Below are 15,741 nucleotides of genomic sequence, written 5' to 3' on the forward strand. Positions count from 1 at the left end.
AACGAAGACGCAAACGAAGACGCAAACGAGGAAGGCAAACGATGAAAACGTATCAGGAGTTGACCGTCACGCTGGCCGGGCGGAGCGGCCGTGTGGCCGTTGTCACGATGAATCGCCCCGACAAGCTCAATGCGCTGACGCAGGTCATGGAGACGGAGCTGCGCGATGCCATGGAGGCGCTCGATCGGGAGGCGGAAGTACGTGTAATCGTGCTGACCGGGGCGGGCAAGGGCTTCTGCGCGGGGATGGACATCAACGCGCTGGAGATCCTCCCGCCTGACGACATTCGCGCGGCGCGGTGGATGCGGCCGTTCGACATGAACCGCCGCGCGGACTATCAGACGCGGTATGGCTATTTTCCCGCGCTGCGGAAGCCGGTGATCTCGGCGATCAATGGGGCCGCCGCCGGGCTCGGGCTGGTCTTCGCGCTGTACAGCGATATGCGGTTCGCGAGTGCGAACGCGGCATTCAGCACGGCGTTCGCGCGGCGGGGGCTGATTGCCGAGCATGGCATCGGCTGGTTGTTGCCGCGCGTCGTGGGGCCGGGCCACGCGGCGGATCTGCTGTACTCGGCGCGCAAGGTGCCCGCCGACGAGGCGTTGCGCATGGGGCTCGTCGATCGGGTCTATGACGCCGATGCGTTGATGCGCGAGACCATTGCCTATGCGGACGACCTGGCCGAAAACGTCTCGCCGCGTTCGATCGGCGTGATGAAGCGGCAACTGTGGGAGCAACCGTTCCAGTCGCTGGCCGAGGCCACCCGCGTGGCCAATGCGGAGATGTTCGAGAGCATCCAGAGCGAGGACTTCACGGAAGGCGTAGCGCACTTCATCGAACGCCGCCCCGCCCGGTTCACGGGACGGTAGCGTGCGCGCGGTGGTGGCGGGGTTGACTTTCCATTCATGACCAACTATCTTGCTAAACATTGCCCACCACCGTAGCAAGGCGTCTCATGCCACGACCCCCGAACCCCGACGTGCGCGCCAGGCTGCTCGCCACCGGCGGTCAGGTCATCCATAGCCGCGGCTTCAACGGCTCCGGCGTGCAGGACATCACGGCGGCGGCCGGCGTGCCGAAGGGCTCGTTCTACAACTACTTCGACAGCAAGGAAGCCTTTGCCATCGAACTGCTGGAGCAGTACTGGCTCAATATCGAAAGCCGTCACTTCCCGCTGCTCCGCGACGCCTCGCAAGCCCCCGCCACGCGGCTCGCGCGCTTTTTCCGCGCGCTGGCCGACGACCACGGCCAGCATCACTACGCGCAAGGCTGCCTCGTCGGCAATCTGTCGCTCGAACTCGCGACGGACAGCGATGACGCCCGCCGCCGGCTGATGCAGCTGTTCCAGCGCTGGGAGGACGCGCTGACCGACTGCGTCGCCGCGCTGTCGCATATCGGCACCGGCAACCGCGCACGCGATCTGGCGGGCGTGCTGATCGAAGCATGGGAGGGCGCGGTGCTGCGGGCGAAGGTGCAGCGGAACCGCGAACCGTATCTGCGATTCGAGCGGCTCGTACTGCCGAAGCTTCTGGCCTGATTCACGTTCTACCCGTGAGGCGACATGTCATGTCGTCTCTTTTTTTAACCTTTAGCAAGACGACCGGTCATCTATAATCAGGCCGTATTCCTACCCGGAGAATCCCATGTGCAACCTGCCTCAATATGCCGCCCCCGCCAACGCCGCGCTGCCCAAGCCCACCATGAAGCTGGACCCGCGGCGCGCCGCGCTGGTCGTCATCGATCCGCAGATCGACTTCATGAGCCCCAACGGCGCGGCATGGCCCGTGGTCGGCGAGAGCGTGACCGAGCAGAACCTCGTGCCGAATCTCGCGCGGCTGTTCCGCGCCGCCAAGCAGGCCGGCCTGCCCGTGGCCGTGTCGCCGCACTATTACTATCCGCACGACCATGAGAGCGCATTCCAGGGCCCGGGCGAAATCCTGCAACATGCGCTCGGCATGTTCGACCGCCCCGGCGCGCTCACGCTGGAAGGGTTCCGCGATTCGGGCGCCGACTTCCTTCCCGAGCTGAAGCCGTACATCGAGGACGGCAAGACCGTCATCTGTTCGACGCACAAGCTGTACGGCCCGCAGGTCAACGACCTGACGCTGCAACTGCGCAAGCGCCACGTCGATCAGGTCATCCTCACCGGCATGGCCGCGAACCTGTGCGTGGAGTCGCATCTGCGCGATCTGCTCGAGCAGGGCTTCGAGGTCGGCGTGGTGCGCGATGCGATCGCGGGCCCGAAGGTGCCCGAGGGCGATGGCTATCTGGCCGCGCTCATCAACTTCCGCTACATCGCCAACGGGTTGTGGACCACCGACGAGGTGGTCGCAATGCTCGAAGCCTGAATGGAGGCCGAACCGGAAGCCAAAACGAGCGGGCAGTCAGCGGATCGCCGGCTCGCGTGAGCGCTTGAAGGTGCCTTGCGCGGTGGCGATGGGGTCGCCGTTGTCAGCGGTGAGTTCGGCCGACGAGAAATAGATGCTGCGGCCCGCGCGGGTCACGTGCGCCACGGCGCGGACGCGGCCCGTGCTGACGCGTCCCAGATAGCTGATGGTCAGCATCAGCGTGACGGCATTGCCCATCTTGCCGTCTTCGTCCTGCAGGCCCGCGTAGCCGCAGGCGGCATCGAGCAGCGTCGCGCTCACGCCGCCTTGGAGCGAACCCTGTCGGTTCAGATGGCGCGGCTCGATATCGAGTTCGAGCTCGCAGGCGCCGTGGCTGACCTTGGTGAGGCGGATGCCGAGGTCGTCGAGTAGCGGGTTGTCGGTAGGGTAGGTCACGGCGGGGTCGGTCATGGGTACAGGGAGCATTGTCCAATACCGGTATTTTGACCCAAACCGCTGACCCCGTACGCGGCTATCGTGCCGCTAGGCCGCGGCGCCGATTTCCCGCGCAATGGCTGACAACGGCACCGTCCGATCCACACCGCCCCGTTTGATCGCCTCCCGCGGCATCCCGAACACCACGCAGCTGTCCTCATCCTGCGCCACGGTTCGCGCGCCGGCAGTGCGCATTTCGAGGAGCCCCGCGGCCCCATCGTCGCCCATGCCCGTCATGATGATGCCGACCGCGTTGGCCCCGGCGCACTTGGCCACCGAGCGGAACAGCACATCGACCGAAGGCCGGTGACGGTTCACCAGGGGCCCATCGACGACCTCGACGAAATACTGCGCGCCACTGCGCCGCAGAAGCATATGTCGCCCGCCCGGCGCGATCAGCGCGCGGCCCGGCACCACGCGGTCGTTGGTCTGCGCCTCCTTGACGCTGATCGCCGACAGCGCATCGAGCCGCGCCGCGAACGCGGCCGTGAACTTCTCCGGCATATGCTGCACGATCACGATGCCCGGCGACACGCGCGGCAGCGCCGTCAACACCTGTTCGAGGGCCTGCGTGCCACCGGTGGAGGTGCCGATCGCCACGACGCGCTCGGTGGTCTGCGCCATCGCGCGCGACGCGCCGTGTGGCAGGCCGGCGGCCAGAATCACGTCCGCCGAATGTTTGACCGTCGGCACGAGCGGCGCCGGGGGGGCCGCGCGCGGCACGAGCCGTCGCACATTGGCGCGTGCGGCCGCCCGGACCGTGGCGATCAGTTCGTCGGCCGCCTCCTGCAGGAACTGCCTGAGCCCGAGCTTCGGCTTGGTGACGATCGAGACCGCGCCGGCCGCCATGGCCTCCATCGTGGTCTTGGCGCCTTTTTCGGTCAGGGTGGAGCAGATGACGACTGGGGTAGGGCGCTCCGCCATGATCTTCCGCAGGAACGTGATGCCGTCCATGCGCGGCATCTCCACATCCAGCACGATCACGTCGGGCCACTGCACGCGCATGCGTTCCATGGCAAGCAGGGGGTCGGCGACCGCGTGCAGGACCTCGATGCCTGGCGCGGCGGCCAGCAGGCCGACCAACACCTGCCGCACGACGGCCGAATCGTCGACGACCAGCACGCGGATAGGCGTTGCCTTCGCGGTCATAGCGGCTTCCGATAGACCGACGGCGCCAGCTGCTCCACCGCGTCGCTCACGTCGTTGAGGGTCTCGGAATGGCCAATGCAGAAATGCCCGCCCGGCCGGAGCTGGCCGAGCACGCGCGCCACCACCTGACGCTTGGTGGCGCCGTTGAAATAGATCATCACGTTACGCAGGAACACCATGTCGAACATGCCGACATCGGGCAGCCGGTCGTTGAGGTTGGCATGGGAGAACCGCACGCGCGCCCGCACGCTGCGGTCCACGAGCATCGTGCCCTCGTGCTCGCCCTGGCCCCTGAGGCAGAAGCGCTTGAGGTACGTCGGCGGAATCAGCCGCGCGCGCGTGTCGGGGTAATGTCCCGTACGCGCGCGGGCCAGCATGCGCGTGCTGATGTCGGTGCCGATGACCTCGAACGCACGGCCCGCCATGCAGTCGCCGAGCACCATGGCCATGCTGTACGCCTCCTCGCCGCTCGAGCAGGCGGCGCTCCAGATGCGGAACGGGCGCGTGCCGTCATGCGCGGCGGCGACCTCGCGCAGCAGGTCGAAGTGCTTCGGCTCACGAAAGAAGTACGTCTCGTTGGTGGTCAGCAGATCCACCGCGGCCTGCACTTCCTTGAGATCGCGGCGGCTGCGCAGCAGGTCGAAGTAGGCCGCGTAGCTGTCCAGTTGCCGCGCATGCACGCGCTTGGCCAGCCGGCCGCAGACCAGCGCCTTCTTGGCGGGGGAGAGCGTGATGCCCGCCGCCTCGAAGATAAAGCGCTGGAAGTTGCCGAAGTCCTGATCGGACAGCGTGAACTGTTGCATGGCGCGTATCGGTCAGGCGGCGGCTTCCAGCGGCTGCTGCGCGAGCGCTGCCATCTGGGTCGTCATCTCGTCGAGCGACAGCACACGTTCGAGGTTGAGCAGGATCACGAACTTCGCGCCGTCCTTGCCCATCCGCTTGCCCATGCCTTCGATAAAGTCCGTCCGGATGCGCGCGCCGAACGAGGGCGTGGGCTCGATGTCTCCGGGCCCGATATCGACGACCTCGTTCACCGCGTCTACCACCACGCCGACCACCTGGCATTCGTCACCGGCCGGCACTTCGACGATGACGATGCACGTGCGCTTGCCGACCGGACTCGACGGCTCGCCGAAGCGTGCCTGCAAGTCCATGACGGGCACCACCGCGCCGCGCAGGTTGATCACGCCACGCACGGTTGGCGGCATCATCGGCACGACGGTCGGCGTGCCGTACTCGATGATCTCCTTGATCGCGAGAATGCCGATCGCGAACATCTCGCCGCCAAGCTGGAAGGTCAGGTACTGGGTGGTCTCGGTCCGGCCACCGGCCGATGCTACGGGTTGAGTCACTGCGGTAGTCATCGATTGCGTCCCCATCGATCAATAACGCGCGAAGGACGACTCGTCGATGAGATCGCCGTCCGCCATCGCGAGGTCGAGCACCGGCGCCGCCTTGCGCGCGGCGGGCTTGGCCGGCTTGCGTGTCGCCGTCCGTACCTTGCGTGCATCGGCCATGCCCGAGATGCGGAAGAAGCTGATGGTGTTGCGCAGCTGCTCGGCCTGGCCGCTCATTTCTTCGGCGGTCGCGGCGAGTTCTTCCGAACTGGAGGCGTTCTGCTGCGTGGTCTGGCTGAGCTGCGTCATCGCGGCGTTGATCTGGCTCACGCCTGACGATTGCTCTTCGGATGCCGCGGTGATTTCCTGCACGAGATCCGAGGTCTTGCGGATGTTCGGCACCATCTCGTCCAGCAGCTTGCCCGCGCGCTCGGCCAGCTCGACGCTCGAGCCCGCCACGTCACCGATCTCCTGCGCGGCCACCTGGCTGCGTTCCGCCAGCTTGCGCACTTCCGCCGCGACCACCGCGAAGCCCTTGCCGTGCTCGCCCGCCCGGGCCGCTTCGATCGCCGCGTTCAGCGCGAGCAGGTTGGTCTGGTAGGCGATGTCATCGATGATGCCGATCTTCTGCGCGATTTGCTTCATCGCGGACACCGTGGCGCGCACGGCCTCGCCACCCTCGGACGCTTCAGTGGCGGCCTTGGTCGCGATGCTGTCCGTCACCTTCGAGTTCTCCGTATTCTGGGAGATCGACGCCGTCATCTGTTCCACCGACGCGCTCGTTTCTTCCACGCCCGATGCCTGTTCGCTCGACGCCTGGCTCAGCGACTGCGCCGTGGCGCTGACTTCCTCGGAAGCGCCGGCCAGAGCTTCCGCACCGCCATTCACTTCGCTGACGATATGGGACAGCTTGCCCACCATATTCTTCATCGCGGCGAGCACGCTGCTGTCGTCGCCGGCACGCGTCTGGATGTTCAGCGTGAGGTCGCCATTCGATACGCTGTTGGCGATCTCGGCCACGTAGACGGGTTCACCGCCGAGCTGGCGCACGAGCGAACGGGTAATCACGAAGGCCATGGCCAGCGCGAGGATCGAGCATCCGACCAGCGTGCCGATCACCCACGAACGCGCCGATGCGAACACTTCGGCGGCCGTGCGCGCGGCACCGTCGGCGCCATTCACGTTGATCTCCGTGAGCTTGTCGGTGGCGGCGCGGAACGCGTTGTAGCGCTTGAGCGAGGTGCCGTTGAGCACGTCGCGGGCTTCCGCGTTCTTGTTCTGGGAGCCCAGCGTCACGATCTTGTCGTGCTCGGCGATAAACCCGTCCAGATCCTGCTTGGCCAGGTCGTACAGCTGCTTCTCTTCGGGCGAGGCCAGCAGCTTGCCGTACTCCTCCCACGTCTTGCGCATCGTGGCGATGCGGTCGGTGGACTCGGAGATGGCCTCGCGGATCTCGTTGGCATCGTCGGTCAGGATCGTGCGCAGTTCCAGCACGCGCACGCGGTGCAGGTTGCCGCGTGTCAGCAGCACGTCCTTCACGCTGGGCATCCAGTTGGTGGCGATGTCCACGGTGGAGGCGTTCACGGTGGACAGCTGCACGATGGCGTAGGTGCCGAGCCCTATCATCAGGGCGAGCACGATGACGAACGAGCCGAACAGCTTCGTCGCGAGTTTCATGTTGGCGAACACGATCTTTCCTTGTTGATGTCGGTACGAGAGGAGACGCTGAGAATCTGGTTGAGCGCGGGGACGTCGAGAATCAGCGCGACATCGCCGCTGCCGAGAATGCTGGACCCGCTGATGCCGCGGAGATGCGCGAAGATCGGCGCGAGCGGCTTGATCACGGTCTGCGCTTCGCCGAGGAGCCGGTCGACGATGATGCCGAAGCACTGTCCCGCATGCCGCACGACGACGACGCTCTGGCGCACGGACGCGCTGACCGGAATATCGAACAGCGTGTGCAGCCGTACGAAAGGCAGCACCTGACCGCGCAGTTCCATGAAGTCATGGCCGGTGTCCTCTCGGAACTCGACGCATTCCTCCACCGCTTCCAGCGGCAGCACGAACACGGAGTTGCCGACGGATACCTGAAACCCGTTGATGATGGCAAGCGTCAGCGGCAGGCGCACGGAGACCGTGGTGCCGACGCCCGGTTCGCTATCGATCGACACGGTGCCGCGTAGCGCGGCGATATTGCGCTTGACCACATCCATGCCGACGCCGCGGCCGGACAGGTTCGTGATCTGTTCGGCCGTGGAGAAGCCCGGCTCGAAGATCAGCGCGTAGATGTCCTGGTCGCCGAGCACCTTGCCGGCTTCGACGAGGCCGCGGTCGATGGCCTTGGCGAGAATTTTCTCGCGCGAAAGTCCGCCACCGTCGTCGCCTACCTCGATCACGATGCTGCCCGAGTCGTGGTAGGCATTCAGGCGCACGGTGCCGCGCGCGGGCTTGCCGCGTGCGGCGCGCACGTCCGCCGGTTCGATCCCGTGGTCCATGCTGTTGCGCACGAGATGCGTGAGCGGATCGCCGATCTTCTCGACAACGGTCTTGTCGAGTTCGGTATCCTCGCCGCTGATCTCGAGCACGATGTCCTTGCCGATCTCGCGCGATACGTCGTGTACCACGCGCTGGAAGCGGCTGAACGTCCCGCCAATCTTGACCATGCGCAGCTGCAGCGCGCTGTCGCGCACTTCCTGCACGAGGCCGATGAGCGTCGAATGGGCTTCGTGCAACGCCGAACTCTGCAATTTGCTGCCGGCCTGCATCGCGGTGGCCGACGCCGTGATCAGCTCGCCCACGAGGTCGACCAGCCGGTCCAGCTTGTCGGCATCGACGCGCACCGACTGGCGCTCGCCCGCGCGGGCGTCGCGCGCGGGGCGCTCGCCGATCGCTTCGGCGGTGCCGGCCGCGACCCGCGGGAGCGCGGGACCGGCGACGCTGGCGTCCGGTGCGGCGTCGCCCGGCTCGCCGTCGATCATCGGCACGATGGTGACGTCGCAGTCGTCGATGACGAACTCGAACGTACCCTCGATGGCGGCGCGACCCGCATCGCTCAGCAACGCGATCTCGAAGCCGAGATAGCACGATTCGGCGTCCATCTCCGCCAGCGGCGGCAATGCATCGGTCAACGTCTGGATCGAGGCGATGGTGCCCAGCTTGCCCAGATAGCGCACGAATGATAGCGGGTCCATGCCGTTCCGCAGCACGTCGGGCCCGAACCGCAGCGAAATCCGCCACGACTGCATGGCGCCCTCCGCCACGGATTCGGCGGCGCCGTCGCCAGGCTCCGCCGCAACGACCGGCGCATCGAGGTACCCGTGCAGCTGCGCCAGCAACGGCGCGGCCTCGGCATCGAGTTCAGGCGTGGACGAGGTCCGGCCTTCGGCCGCAAGGCCCACCAGCTGGGCAATATGATCGCCACACGCCAGCAGCAGCGACACCACGGCTTCGTCGATCGGCAGGGCGCCATCGCGCACGCGATCGAGCACGCTTTCCGCGACGTGCGCGAAGTTGACGATGAAGTCGAGGCCGAACAGGCCGGCCGAGCCCTTGATGGTATGCGCCGCGCGGAAGATCTCGTTGATCGAGTCGCTCGCGTCCGCCTCGTGCGTCACGCGCAGCAGCGCGGATTCCATATCTTCGAGCAGCTCGCGGCTCTCGACGATGAAGGCCTGCAGGGCCTGATCCATGTTCATGCGGACACCCCGAGTTCGGCGGAGAGGTGGAACAAGCCGAGGACCTCGTGCACGGCGGGGCTGGCGTCCGCAAACGCCACCGGCACGCCGAGCGCGGCGCCCGCGCGTTGCGTGGCGAACAGCAACTGCACGCCGGCGCTGTCGATCTCGGTGACGTCGGCAAGATCGATGACCATCGAGGTAGAGGATGGAGATGCGGGTAACTCGGGTGCTGCGGCCAGAGCGCCCAGCAGCGCTTCGCGCAGCTCGGCCGCGCGGTAGATCGTCAGTTCGCCATCGAGGGCGAAGCGTATGGCGTCGCTCATGGCAGTACGAGCTTCTCGACCGCGCCGAGGAGGGTAGGCGGCTGGAACGGCTTGACGACCCATGCCTTGGCCCCGGCCAATTGGCCTTCGCGCTTCTTGGCTTCCTGGCTTTCCGTGGTGAGCATGATGACCGGCGTGAAGCGGTAGGCGGGCAGGGCTTTCACGGCCTTCAGGAACGTGATGCCGTCCATGTTCGGCATGTTCACGTCGCTGATGATCAGGTGCACCTTCTGGCCCGTGAGCTTGGCGAGCGCGTCGCGGCCATCGCAGGCCTCGATCACGGCGTAGCCCGCGCCTTTCAGTGCGATACCCACGACCTGGCGAACCGAGGAGGAGTCGTCAACGATCAGGATGGTCTTTGCCATGGTGAGTGGTCCTTGGTACGTCAAAAGAAAGTAATGTCGTCGTGCTGGGCGGCGGCGGCCGGCGCGGGTGCCGGTGCGGCGCCCTTCGTTCCGTGATGCACAGCGCGCTCGCTCGCCATGGCGTACGTCGCCTCGAGCTCGCGCAGCAGCCCATCGGCCCGCAGCGGCGCTTCATCGCCACGTTCGGACTGCGCCACGTGTTCCTGAACGACCGCTGGCACGCGATCGATGTTGTCGCGCACGTGGCTGAGGATCTGGCTCACGCGATCCTGAAACTGCAGCTGCACGAGCGCTTCATTGATTTCCACCTGAATGCCGCGGCTCTCTTCGCGCAGCATCTCCGCCGACTGCGCGAGCGTATGGGTGAGGCCGTCGAACCGGTTCAGCACGTCCTGGATGCGCTGCTCGGAGTCCGTCATGACGTGATCTTCCTGCGTACGCGACGTATCGGCCGCCTTGCGCGTCTCTTCGATCGCGGCATTGATCACGGAGATCTTGCTCGCTATCTGGCGGCCGGTTTCGCCGGACATGCGCGACAGCGCTCGCACTTCCTGCGCGACCTGGCTGAACCCCTTGCCGAGTTCGCCCGCATGCGCGGCCTCGATCGTGGCGTTGATCGCGAGCAGGTTGGTCTGGTGCGCGATGCGGGAGACGCCGTCGGCCATGTCCTGCAGTTCGCCAATGAAGGCCTGCAGGTCCTGGATCTTCGTCAGCATGTGCGCCTTGCCGGCCATCGCATCGCGCAGCGAGTCGACCACGCCCTGGAGTTGCTGCTGGCTCGCCGCATATACCGCATGGGCGGCGCCGTCGGCGGTGCTCCCCTGTGCTTCGCCCGACTGTTGCAGCGTCTGGCCCAGACGCATGACGATGCCCGCGAAACGCGCGCTGAGCGCGGTAATCGCGTCTTCCATCTGGCTGCGGGAGGATTCGATGTGCGCGGCCCACACCGGCGAGAGCGCGGCACTGAAGTCATGCATCTCGGCGAGTAGCGCTTGCCGGGTGTCGTTGACATTCGACTGCTGGCGCCTTGCGTGCCAGGAAGCCGCGCCGCCGATGGCAAGGAGGGGAATGGCGCCGGCGATGCCGGCCACGCTGCCGCCGGATGCGCCGACCGCGACGAGCGCGCCCAGGGCGCCGAACGCGGCGGGAAAATAAACGGGCTGGAATAGCCGCGCAGTAGTGATCATTTGAATCTCGAGGGTCGAAGCATCGTGGGAAGCTTGTGCTTCCGTGCGATTGCCTCTCTTAACGACCGAGAGATTCGATACTTAAATATTCACTTCACTGCGACTTGCTTTTTCGATCGCCGACGACGACGAGCGCCTGCGCCTGCTTCTTGCCCACCGAGCGTGAGCGATGCGGAATCGATGCGTTGAAGTACAGCGAGTCGCCGGCCTTCATGCGCACCGTGCGATGTTCGAAGAGCACTTCCATCTCGCCCTGCACGACGAAAATGAGTTCCTCTCCCGCATGGCTCGCGAGCGGTTGCTTCTCGTCGATCGTGAATGGCGGGCTCATGAGGAACGGGTTCATCGTCTTGTCCGCGCGCGCGGTGGCGATGGCCTCATAGAGATAGCCGTCACGTTCGAGCGAAGGACTGAAGGGAACGCGATCGGCGGGCGTGACGTGCAGGATTTCGTTCGCGCGGTCGGGCTTGGCGATCAGCTGATCGACCGTCACGCCAAGTGCCTCGGCGAGCTTGAGCACCGTGGCGATGGTGGGCGAGGAGAGCCCGCGTTCCAGCTTGGAAAGATAGCTCTTGGTCAGCGACGCGCGCGTGGCAAGCTCTTCGAGCGTCAGGCCGTTGAGCTTGCGCAGTTCCGCAAGTCGCTCGGCGAGGTTGGCTGCGCTCGTATCAGCGCCGGAATCCTGCTTGCTTGTCATGAGGGCGTTTCGGATTGGGCCATGCCCGGGATCGGTGCGGGCAGACCAGCATTGTAAGGTTCGCGCACCATCTCGGCAACTTGGTTGCCTTTAGGAAACTATGGTGTCATGATGGACACCGACGTTTCAGATGAAGTTTCCCCCGATTGACGAGATTCCCCACCCATCGAAGGAGAAGTCGAGTGCGCCCCCACCGTCCCTGTCTGCCCGCCCTTGCCAAGGCCCTCACGCTGGCATGCGCCGCCTTCACGCTGAGTGGCGCCGCCGCCGCTCAAGGCGCGTACCCCGATCGCCCGATCACGCTCGTCGTGCCGTTCGGGGCCGGGGGCATTACGGACCTCGTGGCGCGCGCTACCGGCAAGGCGTTGTCGGAGCAACTGAGCCAGCCCATCGTCGTCGAGAACCGGCCCGGCGCGGGCGGCAATATCGCCGCCGACTACGTGCGGCGCGCGAAACCGGATGGCTATACGCTGCTGTTCGCGACCGTGGGTCTGCTGGCGGTGAATCCGCACACCGACGTCAAGGTCAACTTCAACAGCGCGAAGGACTTCACCTACGTATCGCTCGTCGGCTCCACGCCCCATGTGCTGGTCGTCGGCCCGAACGTCGCCGCGAAGACGCTGCCGGACCTGATCAAACTCGCCAGGGCGAAGCCGGACACGCTGAGCGTGGGCACGGCCGGCGTCGGCAGCTCGCCGTATCAGGGCATGAAGATCCTGGAAGAGGGCTCGAAGGTCCAGTTTCTTCACGTGCCGTTCAAGAGCGGCTCCGAGTCGGTAACCAACGTGGCGTCGGGGCAGGTCGACCTGACGTTCGAGGCTTCGCCCCAAGTCATGCCATTTGTGACGTCGGGCAAGCTGCGCGCGCTGGCGGTGGCGAATCCGCAGCGCCTGTCGACGGCGCCCGACGTGCCGTCCACCGCTGAACTCGGTTATCCGGGGATCGTGTCCGGCTCCGTTGCGGGCGTGGTGGGACCGGCGGGTCTGGACGCGGAAGTCGTCAGGAAACTCAACACGGCGATCGTCACCGCGGTGGCGAATCCGAAGTTCAGGGCCGTGCTCGTGGCACAGGGCACCGAGCCCACGGCGTCCACGCCCGAGCAGTTCCGGCAGATGATCGGCAACGAGGATCGCCGCTGGTCGGCGCTGCTCAAGCCGGACGCGAAAAACTAGTCACAACGACATTAGAATCCCTTCACTCCAGCACACACATAACGAGGCGAGACATGGCCGATACCATGCAACTGAGCAAGAGCGAGATCGTCGCCGGCGAACTCAAGAAAATGCAGACCGAACTGCGCGCGGAAAAGATGCCGCTGCGCGAAGCGGTGGCGGAGACCTGTCGCATCCTGTTCGCCTTCGGGCACGACTCCGGGCTGTCCGGGCAGATTACCGCGCGCGCCGAAAAGCCCGGCACGTACTGGACGCAGCGGCTGGGTCTCGGCTTCGACGAAATCACCGCCGACAATCTGCTGCTCGTCGATGAGGACCTGCGCGTGCTGGAAGGCTCGGGCATGCCGAACCCGGCGAACCGCTTCCACTCATGGCTCTATCGCGCGCGCCCGGACCTCAACTGCATCGTGCATTCCCATGCGCCGCATGCGTCCGCGCTGGCCATGCTCGAGGTCCCGATGGTGATCTCGCATATGGACGCCTGCGTGCTGTACGACCAGGTCGCGTTCCTCGGCAAATGGCCCGGCATTCCCGTTGGCAACGAAGAGGGCGAGATCATTTCCACCGCGCTCGGGGACAAGAAGGCGATCCTGCTATCGCACCATGGGCTGCTGGTCGGGGGGGCGTCGGTCGAGGAAGCGTGCGTGCTTGGCGTGATGTTCGAGCGCGCGGCGCGCATGCAACTGCTCGCGATGGCGGCCGGCGACATCCAGCCGATCGATCCGGAACTGGGCCGCGAGGCGCAGCGCTGGACCAGCACGCAGAAGCGCTTCGAGGCCACGTTCGCGTACTACTCCCGCCGGGCGAGACGCGAACTGCCGCTGGGGTGAGCCCGTGGGGTGAGTCATGAACGGAGGTCGCGCGGAGATATAATAAAAAGTCATTCCTCCTCTGCATCCCGATCCTATCCCTATCCCGACCCGACATGGCCCGGCGCATTCCCCCGATGAACCCGCTGCGCGTCTTCGAAGTCGTGGCGCGCACGCAGAACCTCACGCTCGCGGCGCAGGAGCTGCATGTCTCGCAGTCCGCCGTCAGCCGGCAGATCGCCACGCTCGAGTCCTACCTCGGCGTGGAGCTCTTCCGGCGCGAGCGGCATGGCGTCACGCTGACGCGCGTGGGGCAGGGGTATGCTGAGGAAATCGTGCCGGCCTTCGATGCGGTGGCGAATGCCACCGCCAGGCTGCTGCGCAGTACGTCGCAAGGTGCGTTGCGCGTGCGCACGTACACGACGTTCGCGGCCAAATGGCTGATTCCGCGGTTGCCGGACTTCCAGCGGCAGTATCCGAGCATCGAGGTGCGCATCGACAATGCCACGCCCGACGTCGACTTCGATCGCGATCCGGCCGATGTGGCCATCCAGTTCGGCGATGGCCGCTGGCCGCGCGTGGTGGCCGATCATCTGTTCGACGACGAGATGGAGCCCGTTTGCACGCCCGCCTATCTGGAACAGCATCGCGGCAAGCGGGGCAAGCTCGAAGCGCTGCTGCAGCATCGTCTGCTGGTCTCGCACTATCGCCGGCGCGATTGGGATGACTGGCTCGCGTTCGCCGGTCTCGAGTCCGCGGCACAGCGCACCGAGCGCATGAGCTTCAACAGTTCGGTGCTGACGTGGCAGGCCGCGCTCGACGGGCTCGGCATTGCCATCGGCCAGTCGGCGATGCTGCAAGCCGAACTCGATGCCGGGCGGCTGGTGCGCCCGTTCGCGCGGCCGTTGCGCCGCGAGATGGCGTATTACCTCATCCGTCCCCGTGCGCAACGAGAGTCGCGGAAGGTGGGCGTCTTCCGCGATTGGTTGCTGGAGACCGTGGGGAAAACGCGGTCCGCTTAACCCTTCGGCGCGCGCTGCGGGAACGTTCGCTCGAACACGCCTTCGGCGATCCGGTTCTTGAGCACCTCGATCGACCCGCCCGCGATCATCCATCCGCGTGTGCGGCGCAGGCAGTATTCGACGATCGATTCCTGGCTATAGCCCATGCCGCCCATCACCTGCAGCGATTCATTGGCGCACTCCCATCCGGCCTGATTGCAGGCAAGCTTGGCCATCGCGGTGCTGTGTGCCGAGGGCAGGCCGTGCTCGCCTTCCATGGCCGCGCGGTACAGCAGCAGCTGCGCCGACTCGAGCTTGAGCGCCATCTCGGCGAACTTCCACTGGATGCCCTGAAACTCGCAGAGGTCACGGCCGAACTGCTTGCGGATCTTTGCATGCTCGCGGGCGATGTTGAAGCAATGCCGGCCCAGCGCGAGCGAGCGCGACGAGTTGCCTAGCCGTTCGACGTTGAAGCCCGAAATCTGGCGCTTGAAGCCGCCTTCGCCGAGCAGCAGGTTCTTCGCCGGAATGCGGCAGTCCTCGAAATACAGCTGGCACCATTCCTCGCCGCTCATGAACTTCGACGGCTCGCCGACCTGGAAGCCCGGCGCGCCGCGTTCCACCAGCACGGACCCGATGCCGCCGACGCCGGGGCCGAAGCGCACGTAGATCAGGAACAGTTCGGCTTCCGGGCTATGAGTCGAGAAGATCTTGCTGCCGTTGATCACGTACTCGTCGCCGTCGAGCCGGGCCGAAGTTTTCAGCTCGGTCACGGCCGAACCGGCCTCGGGTTCCGTCATGCCGAGCGCGATCAGTTTCCTGCCGGCAAGCAGATCGGGCAGGAAGCGCTGCTTCTGTTCGGGCGTGGCGTACTCGACGAACGTGCGGATCGGCCCGAAGTTGCCAGCCTGCACGATGTCCGCGCTCTTCGGGCAGACCAGCGCCACCTCCTGGATGGCGATGACCGCATGCATGAGCGTGCCGCCCTGGCCACCGTCCTCTTCGGAAAACGCGATGCCGAGCAAGCCCTGTTCCGCGATCATGCGCGCGGCGTCCCACGGGTAATGCGGCGAGTGCGCGCGTTCGAGCGCGCCGGCGGCCAGCTTGTCCTGAGCGAAGCGTCGCACCGATTCCGCAAACGCCTGGTGCTCTTCGCTGAGTTCGAAATTCATGTCGGTCTCTCGGTCCTGTTTCAGTCGGAGCAG

General features: G+C 65.8%; 17 protein-coding genes. 6 read left to right on the forward strand and 11 right to left on the reverse strand.

Annotated features, from left to right (window positions below):
* Nucleotides 1-41: 41 nt before the first annotated feature.
* From KHP16_RS12445 to KHP16_RS12455, 3 genes are all read left to right on the forward strand, one after another.
* The gene (locus KHP16_RS12445) at nucleotides 42-866 is read left to right on the forward strand and encodes an enoyl-CoA hydratase (RefSeq protein ID WP_121491470.1); all 825 of its coding nucleotides are present in this window, start codon (nucleotides 42-44) and stop codon (nucleotides 864-866) included.
* 86 nt (nucleotides 867-952) lie between these two features.
* A complete protein-coding gene (locus KHP16_RS12450) occupies nucleotides 953-1,534 on the forward strand; it encodes a TetR/AcrR family transcriptional regulator (RefSeq protein WP_211960285.1) in 582 nt (193 codons plus the stop codon).
* A gap of 106 nt (nucleotides 1,535-1,640) precedes the next feature.
* A complete protein-coding gene (locus KHP16_RS12455; RefSeq protein ID WP_115953055.1) occupies nucleotides 1,641-2,345 on the forward strand; it encodes a cysteine hydrolase family protein in 705 nt (234 codons plus the stop codon).
* Nucleotides 2,346-2,381: 36 nt separating this feature from the next.
* Here KHP16_RS12455 and KHP16_RS12460 read toward each other — a convergent pair whose 3' ends face one another.
* The 10 genes from KHP16_RS12460 to KHP16_RS12505 all read right to left on the reverse strand — a co-directional run bounded on the left by KHP16_RS12460 (nucleotide 2,382) and on the right by KHP16_RS12505 (nucleotide 11,554).
* Nucleotides 2,382-2,795 carry a PaaI family thioesterase gene (locus KHP16_RS12460; protein WP_115953054.1) on the reverse strand — a complete coding sequence of 138 codons (414 nt, stop codon included), beginning with the start codon at nucleotides 2,793-2,795 and terminating at the stop codon, nucleotides 2,382-2,384.
* A gap of 72 nt (nucleotides 2,796-2,867) precedes the next feature.
* On the reverse strand, nucleotides 2,868-3,968 hold the full coding sequence (locus KHP16_RS12465) for a protein-glutamate methylesterase/protein-glutamine glutaminase (RefSeq protein WP_211960286.1): 1,101 nt from the start codon (nucleotides 3,966-3,968) through the stop codon (nucleotides 2,868-2,870).
* Nucleotides 3,965-4,771, reverse strand: a complete 807-nt coding sequence (locus KHP16_RS12470; RefSeq protein ID WP_115953052.1) for a CheR family methyltransferase — start codon at nucleotides 4,769-4,771, stop codon at nucleotides 3,965-3,967. Before KHP16_RS12470 ends, KHP16_RS12465 begins: the two co-directional genes overlap by 4 nt.
* 12 nt (nucleotides 4,772-4,783) lie before the next feature.
* Nucleotides 4,784-5,332, reverse strand: a complete 549-nt coding sequence (locus tag KHP16_RS12475) for a chemotaxis protein CheW (RefSeq protein WP_109583701.1) — start codon at nucleotides 5,330-5,332, stop codon at nucleotides 4,784-4,786.
* 18 nt (nucleotides 5,333-5,350) lie between these two features.
* Nucleotides 5,351-6,982 (reverse strand): methyl-accepting chemotaxis protein, encoded by a 1,632-nt coding sequence (locus KHP16_RS12480; protein ID WP_167468455.1) that lies wholly within the window; start codon nucleotides 6,980-6,982, stop codon nucleotides 5,351-5,353.
* On the reverse strand, nucleotides 6,979-9,000 hold the full coding sequence (locus tag KHP16_RS12485; RefSeq protein WP_211960287.1) for a chemotaxis protein CheA: 2,022 nt from the start codon (nucleotides 8,998-9,000) through the stop codon (nucleotides 6,979-6,981). Before KHP16_RS12485 ends, KHP16_RS12480 begins: the two co-directional genes overlap by 4 nt.
* Nucleotides 8,997-9,305 (reverse strand): STAS domain-containing protein, encoded by a 309-nt coding sequence (locus KHP16_RS12490; protein WP_211960288.1) that lies wholly within the window; start codon nucleotides 9,303-9,305, stop codon nucleotides 8,997-8,999. Before KHP16_RS12490 ends, KHP16_RS12485 begins: the two co-directional genes overlap by 4 nt.
* Complete coding sequence (locus KHP16_RS12495) at nucleotides 9,302-9,670, reverse strand: response regulator (protein WP_109583053.1); 369 nt, start codon at nucleotides 9,668-9,670, stop codon at nucleotides 9,302-9,304. The genes KHP16_RS12490 and KHP16_RS12495 overlap by 4 nt, the downstream gene beginning before the upstream one ends.
* Nucleotides 9,671-9,690: 20 nt before the next feature.
* Entirely contained in the window at nucleotides 9,691-10,857 is a 1,167-nt protein-coding gene (locus KHP16_RS12500; protein ID WP_109583052.1) for a methyl-accepting chemotaxis protein, read from the reverse strand.
* 94 nt (nucleotides 10,858-10,951) lie between these two features.
* Nucleotides 10,952-11,554, reverse strand: a complete 603-nt coding sequence (locus KHP16_RS12505; RefSeq protein WP_109583051.1) for a helix-turn-helix domain-containing protein — start codon at nucleotides 11,552-11,554, stop codon at nucleotides 10,952-10,954.
* A gap of 182 nt (nucleotides 11,555-11,736) precedes the next feature.
* Between KHP16_RS12505 and KHP16_RS12510 the strand changes: the two genes are divergently transcribed.
* From KHP16_RS12510 to gcvA, 3 genes are all read left to right on the forward strand, one after another.
* On the forward strand, nucleotides 11,737-12,726 hold the full coding sequence (locus KHP16_RS12510) for a Bug family tripartite tricarboxylate transporter substrate binding protein (protein WP_244214554.1): 990 nt from the start codon (nucleotides 11,737-11,739) through the stop codon (nucleotides 12,724-12,726).
* A 53-nt stretch (nucleotides 12,727-12,779) separates the two neighbouring features.
* A complete protein-coding gene (locus tag KHP16_RS12515; RefSeq protein ID WP_109583049.1) occupies nucleotides 12,780-13,556 on the forward strand; it encodes an aldolase in 777 nt (258 codons plus the stop codon).
* A 95-nt stretch (nucleotides 13,557-13,651) separates the two neighbouring features.
* A complete protein-coding gene (gcvA, locus tag KHP16_RS12520) occupies nucleotides 13,652-14,557 on the forward strand; it encodes a transcriptional regulator GcvA (RefSeq protein ID WP_211960289.1) in 906 nt (301 codons plus the stop codon).
* Here gcvA and KHP16_RS12525 read toward each other — a convergent pair.
* Nucleotides 14,554-15,708: an acyl-CoA dehydrogenase family protein gene (locus tag KHP16_RS12525; protein ID WP_109583047.1), complete on the reverse strand. Its 1,155-nt coding sequence runs from the start codon at nucleotides 15,706-15,708 to the stop codon at nucleotides 14,554-14,556. The genes gcvA and KHP16_RS12525 overlap by 4 nt on opposite strands.
* Nucleotides 15,709-15,741: the final 33 nt, after the last annotated feature.

This window comes from Cupriavidus plantarum (genome assembly GCF_905397285.1).
Lineage (GTDB): Bacteria > Pseudomonadota > Gammaproteobacteria > Burkholderiales > Burkholderiaceae > Cupriavidus > Cupriavidus plantarum.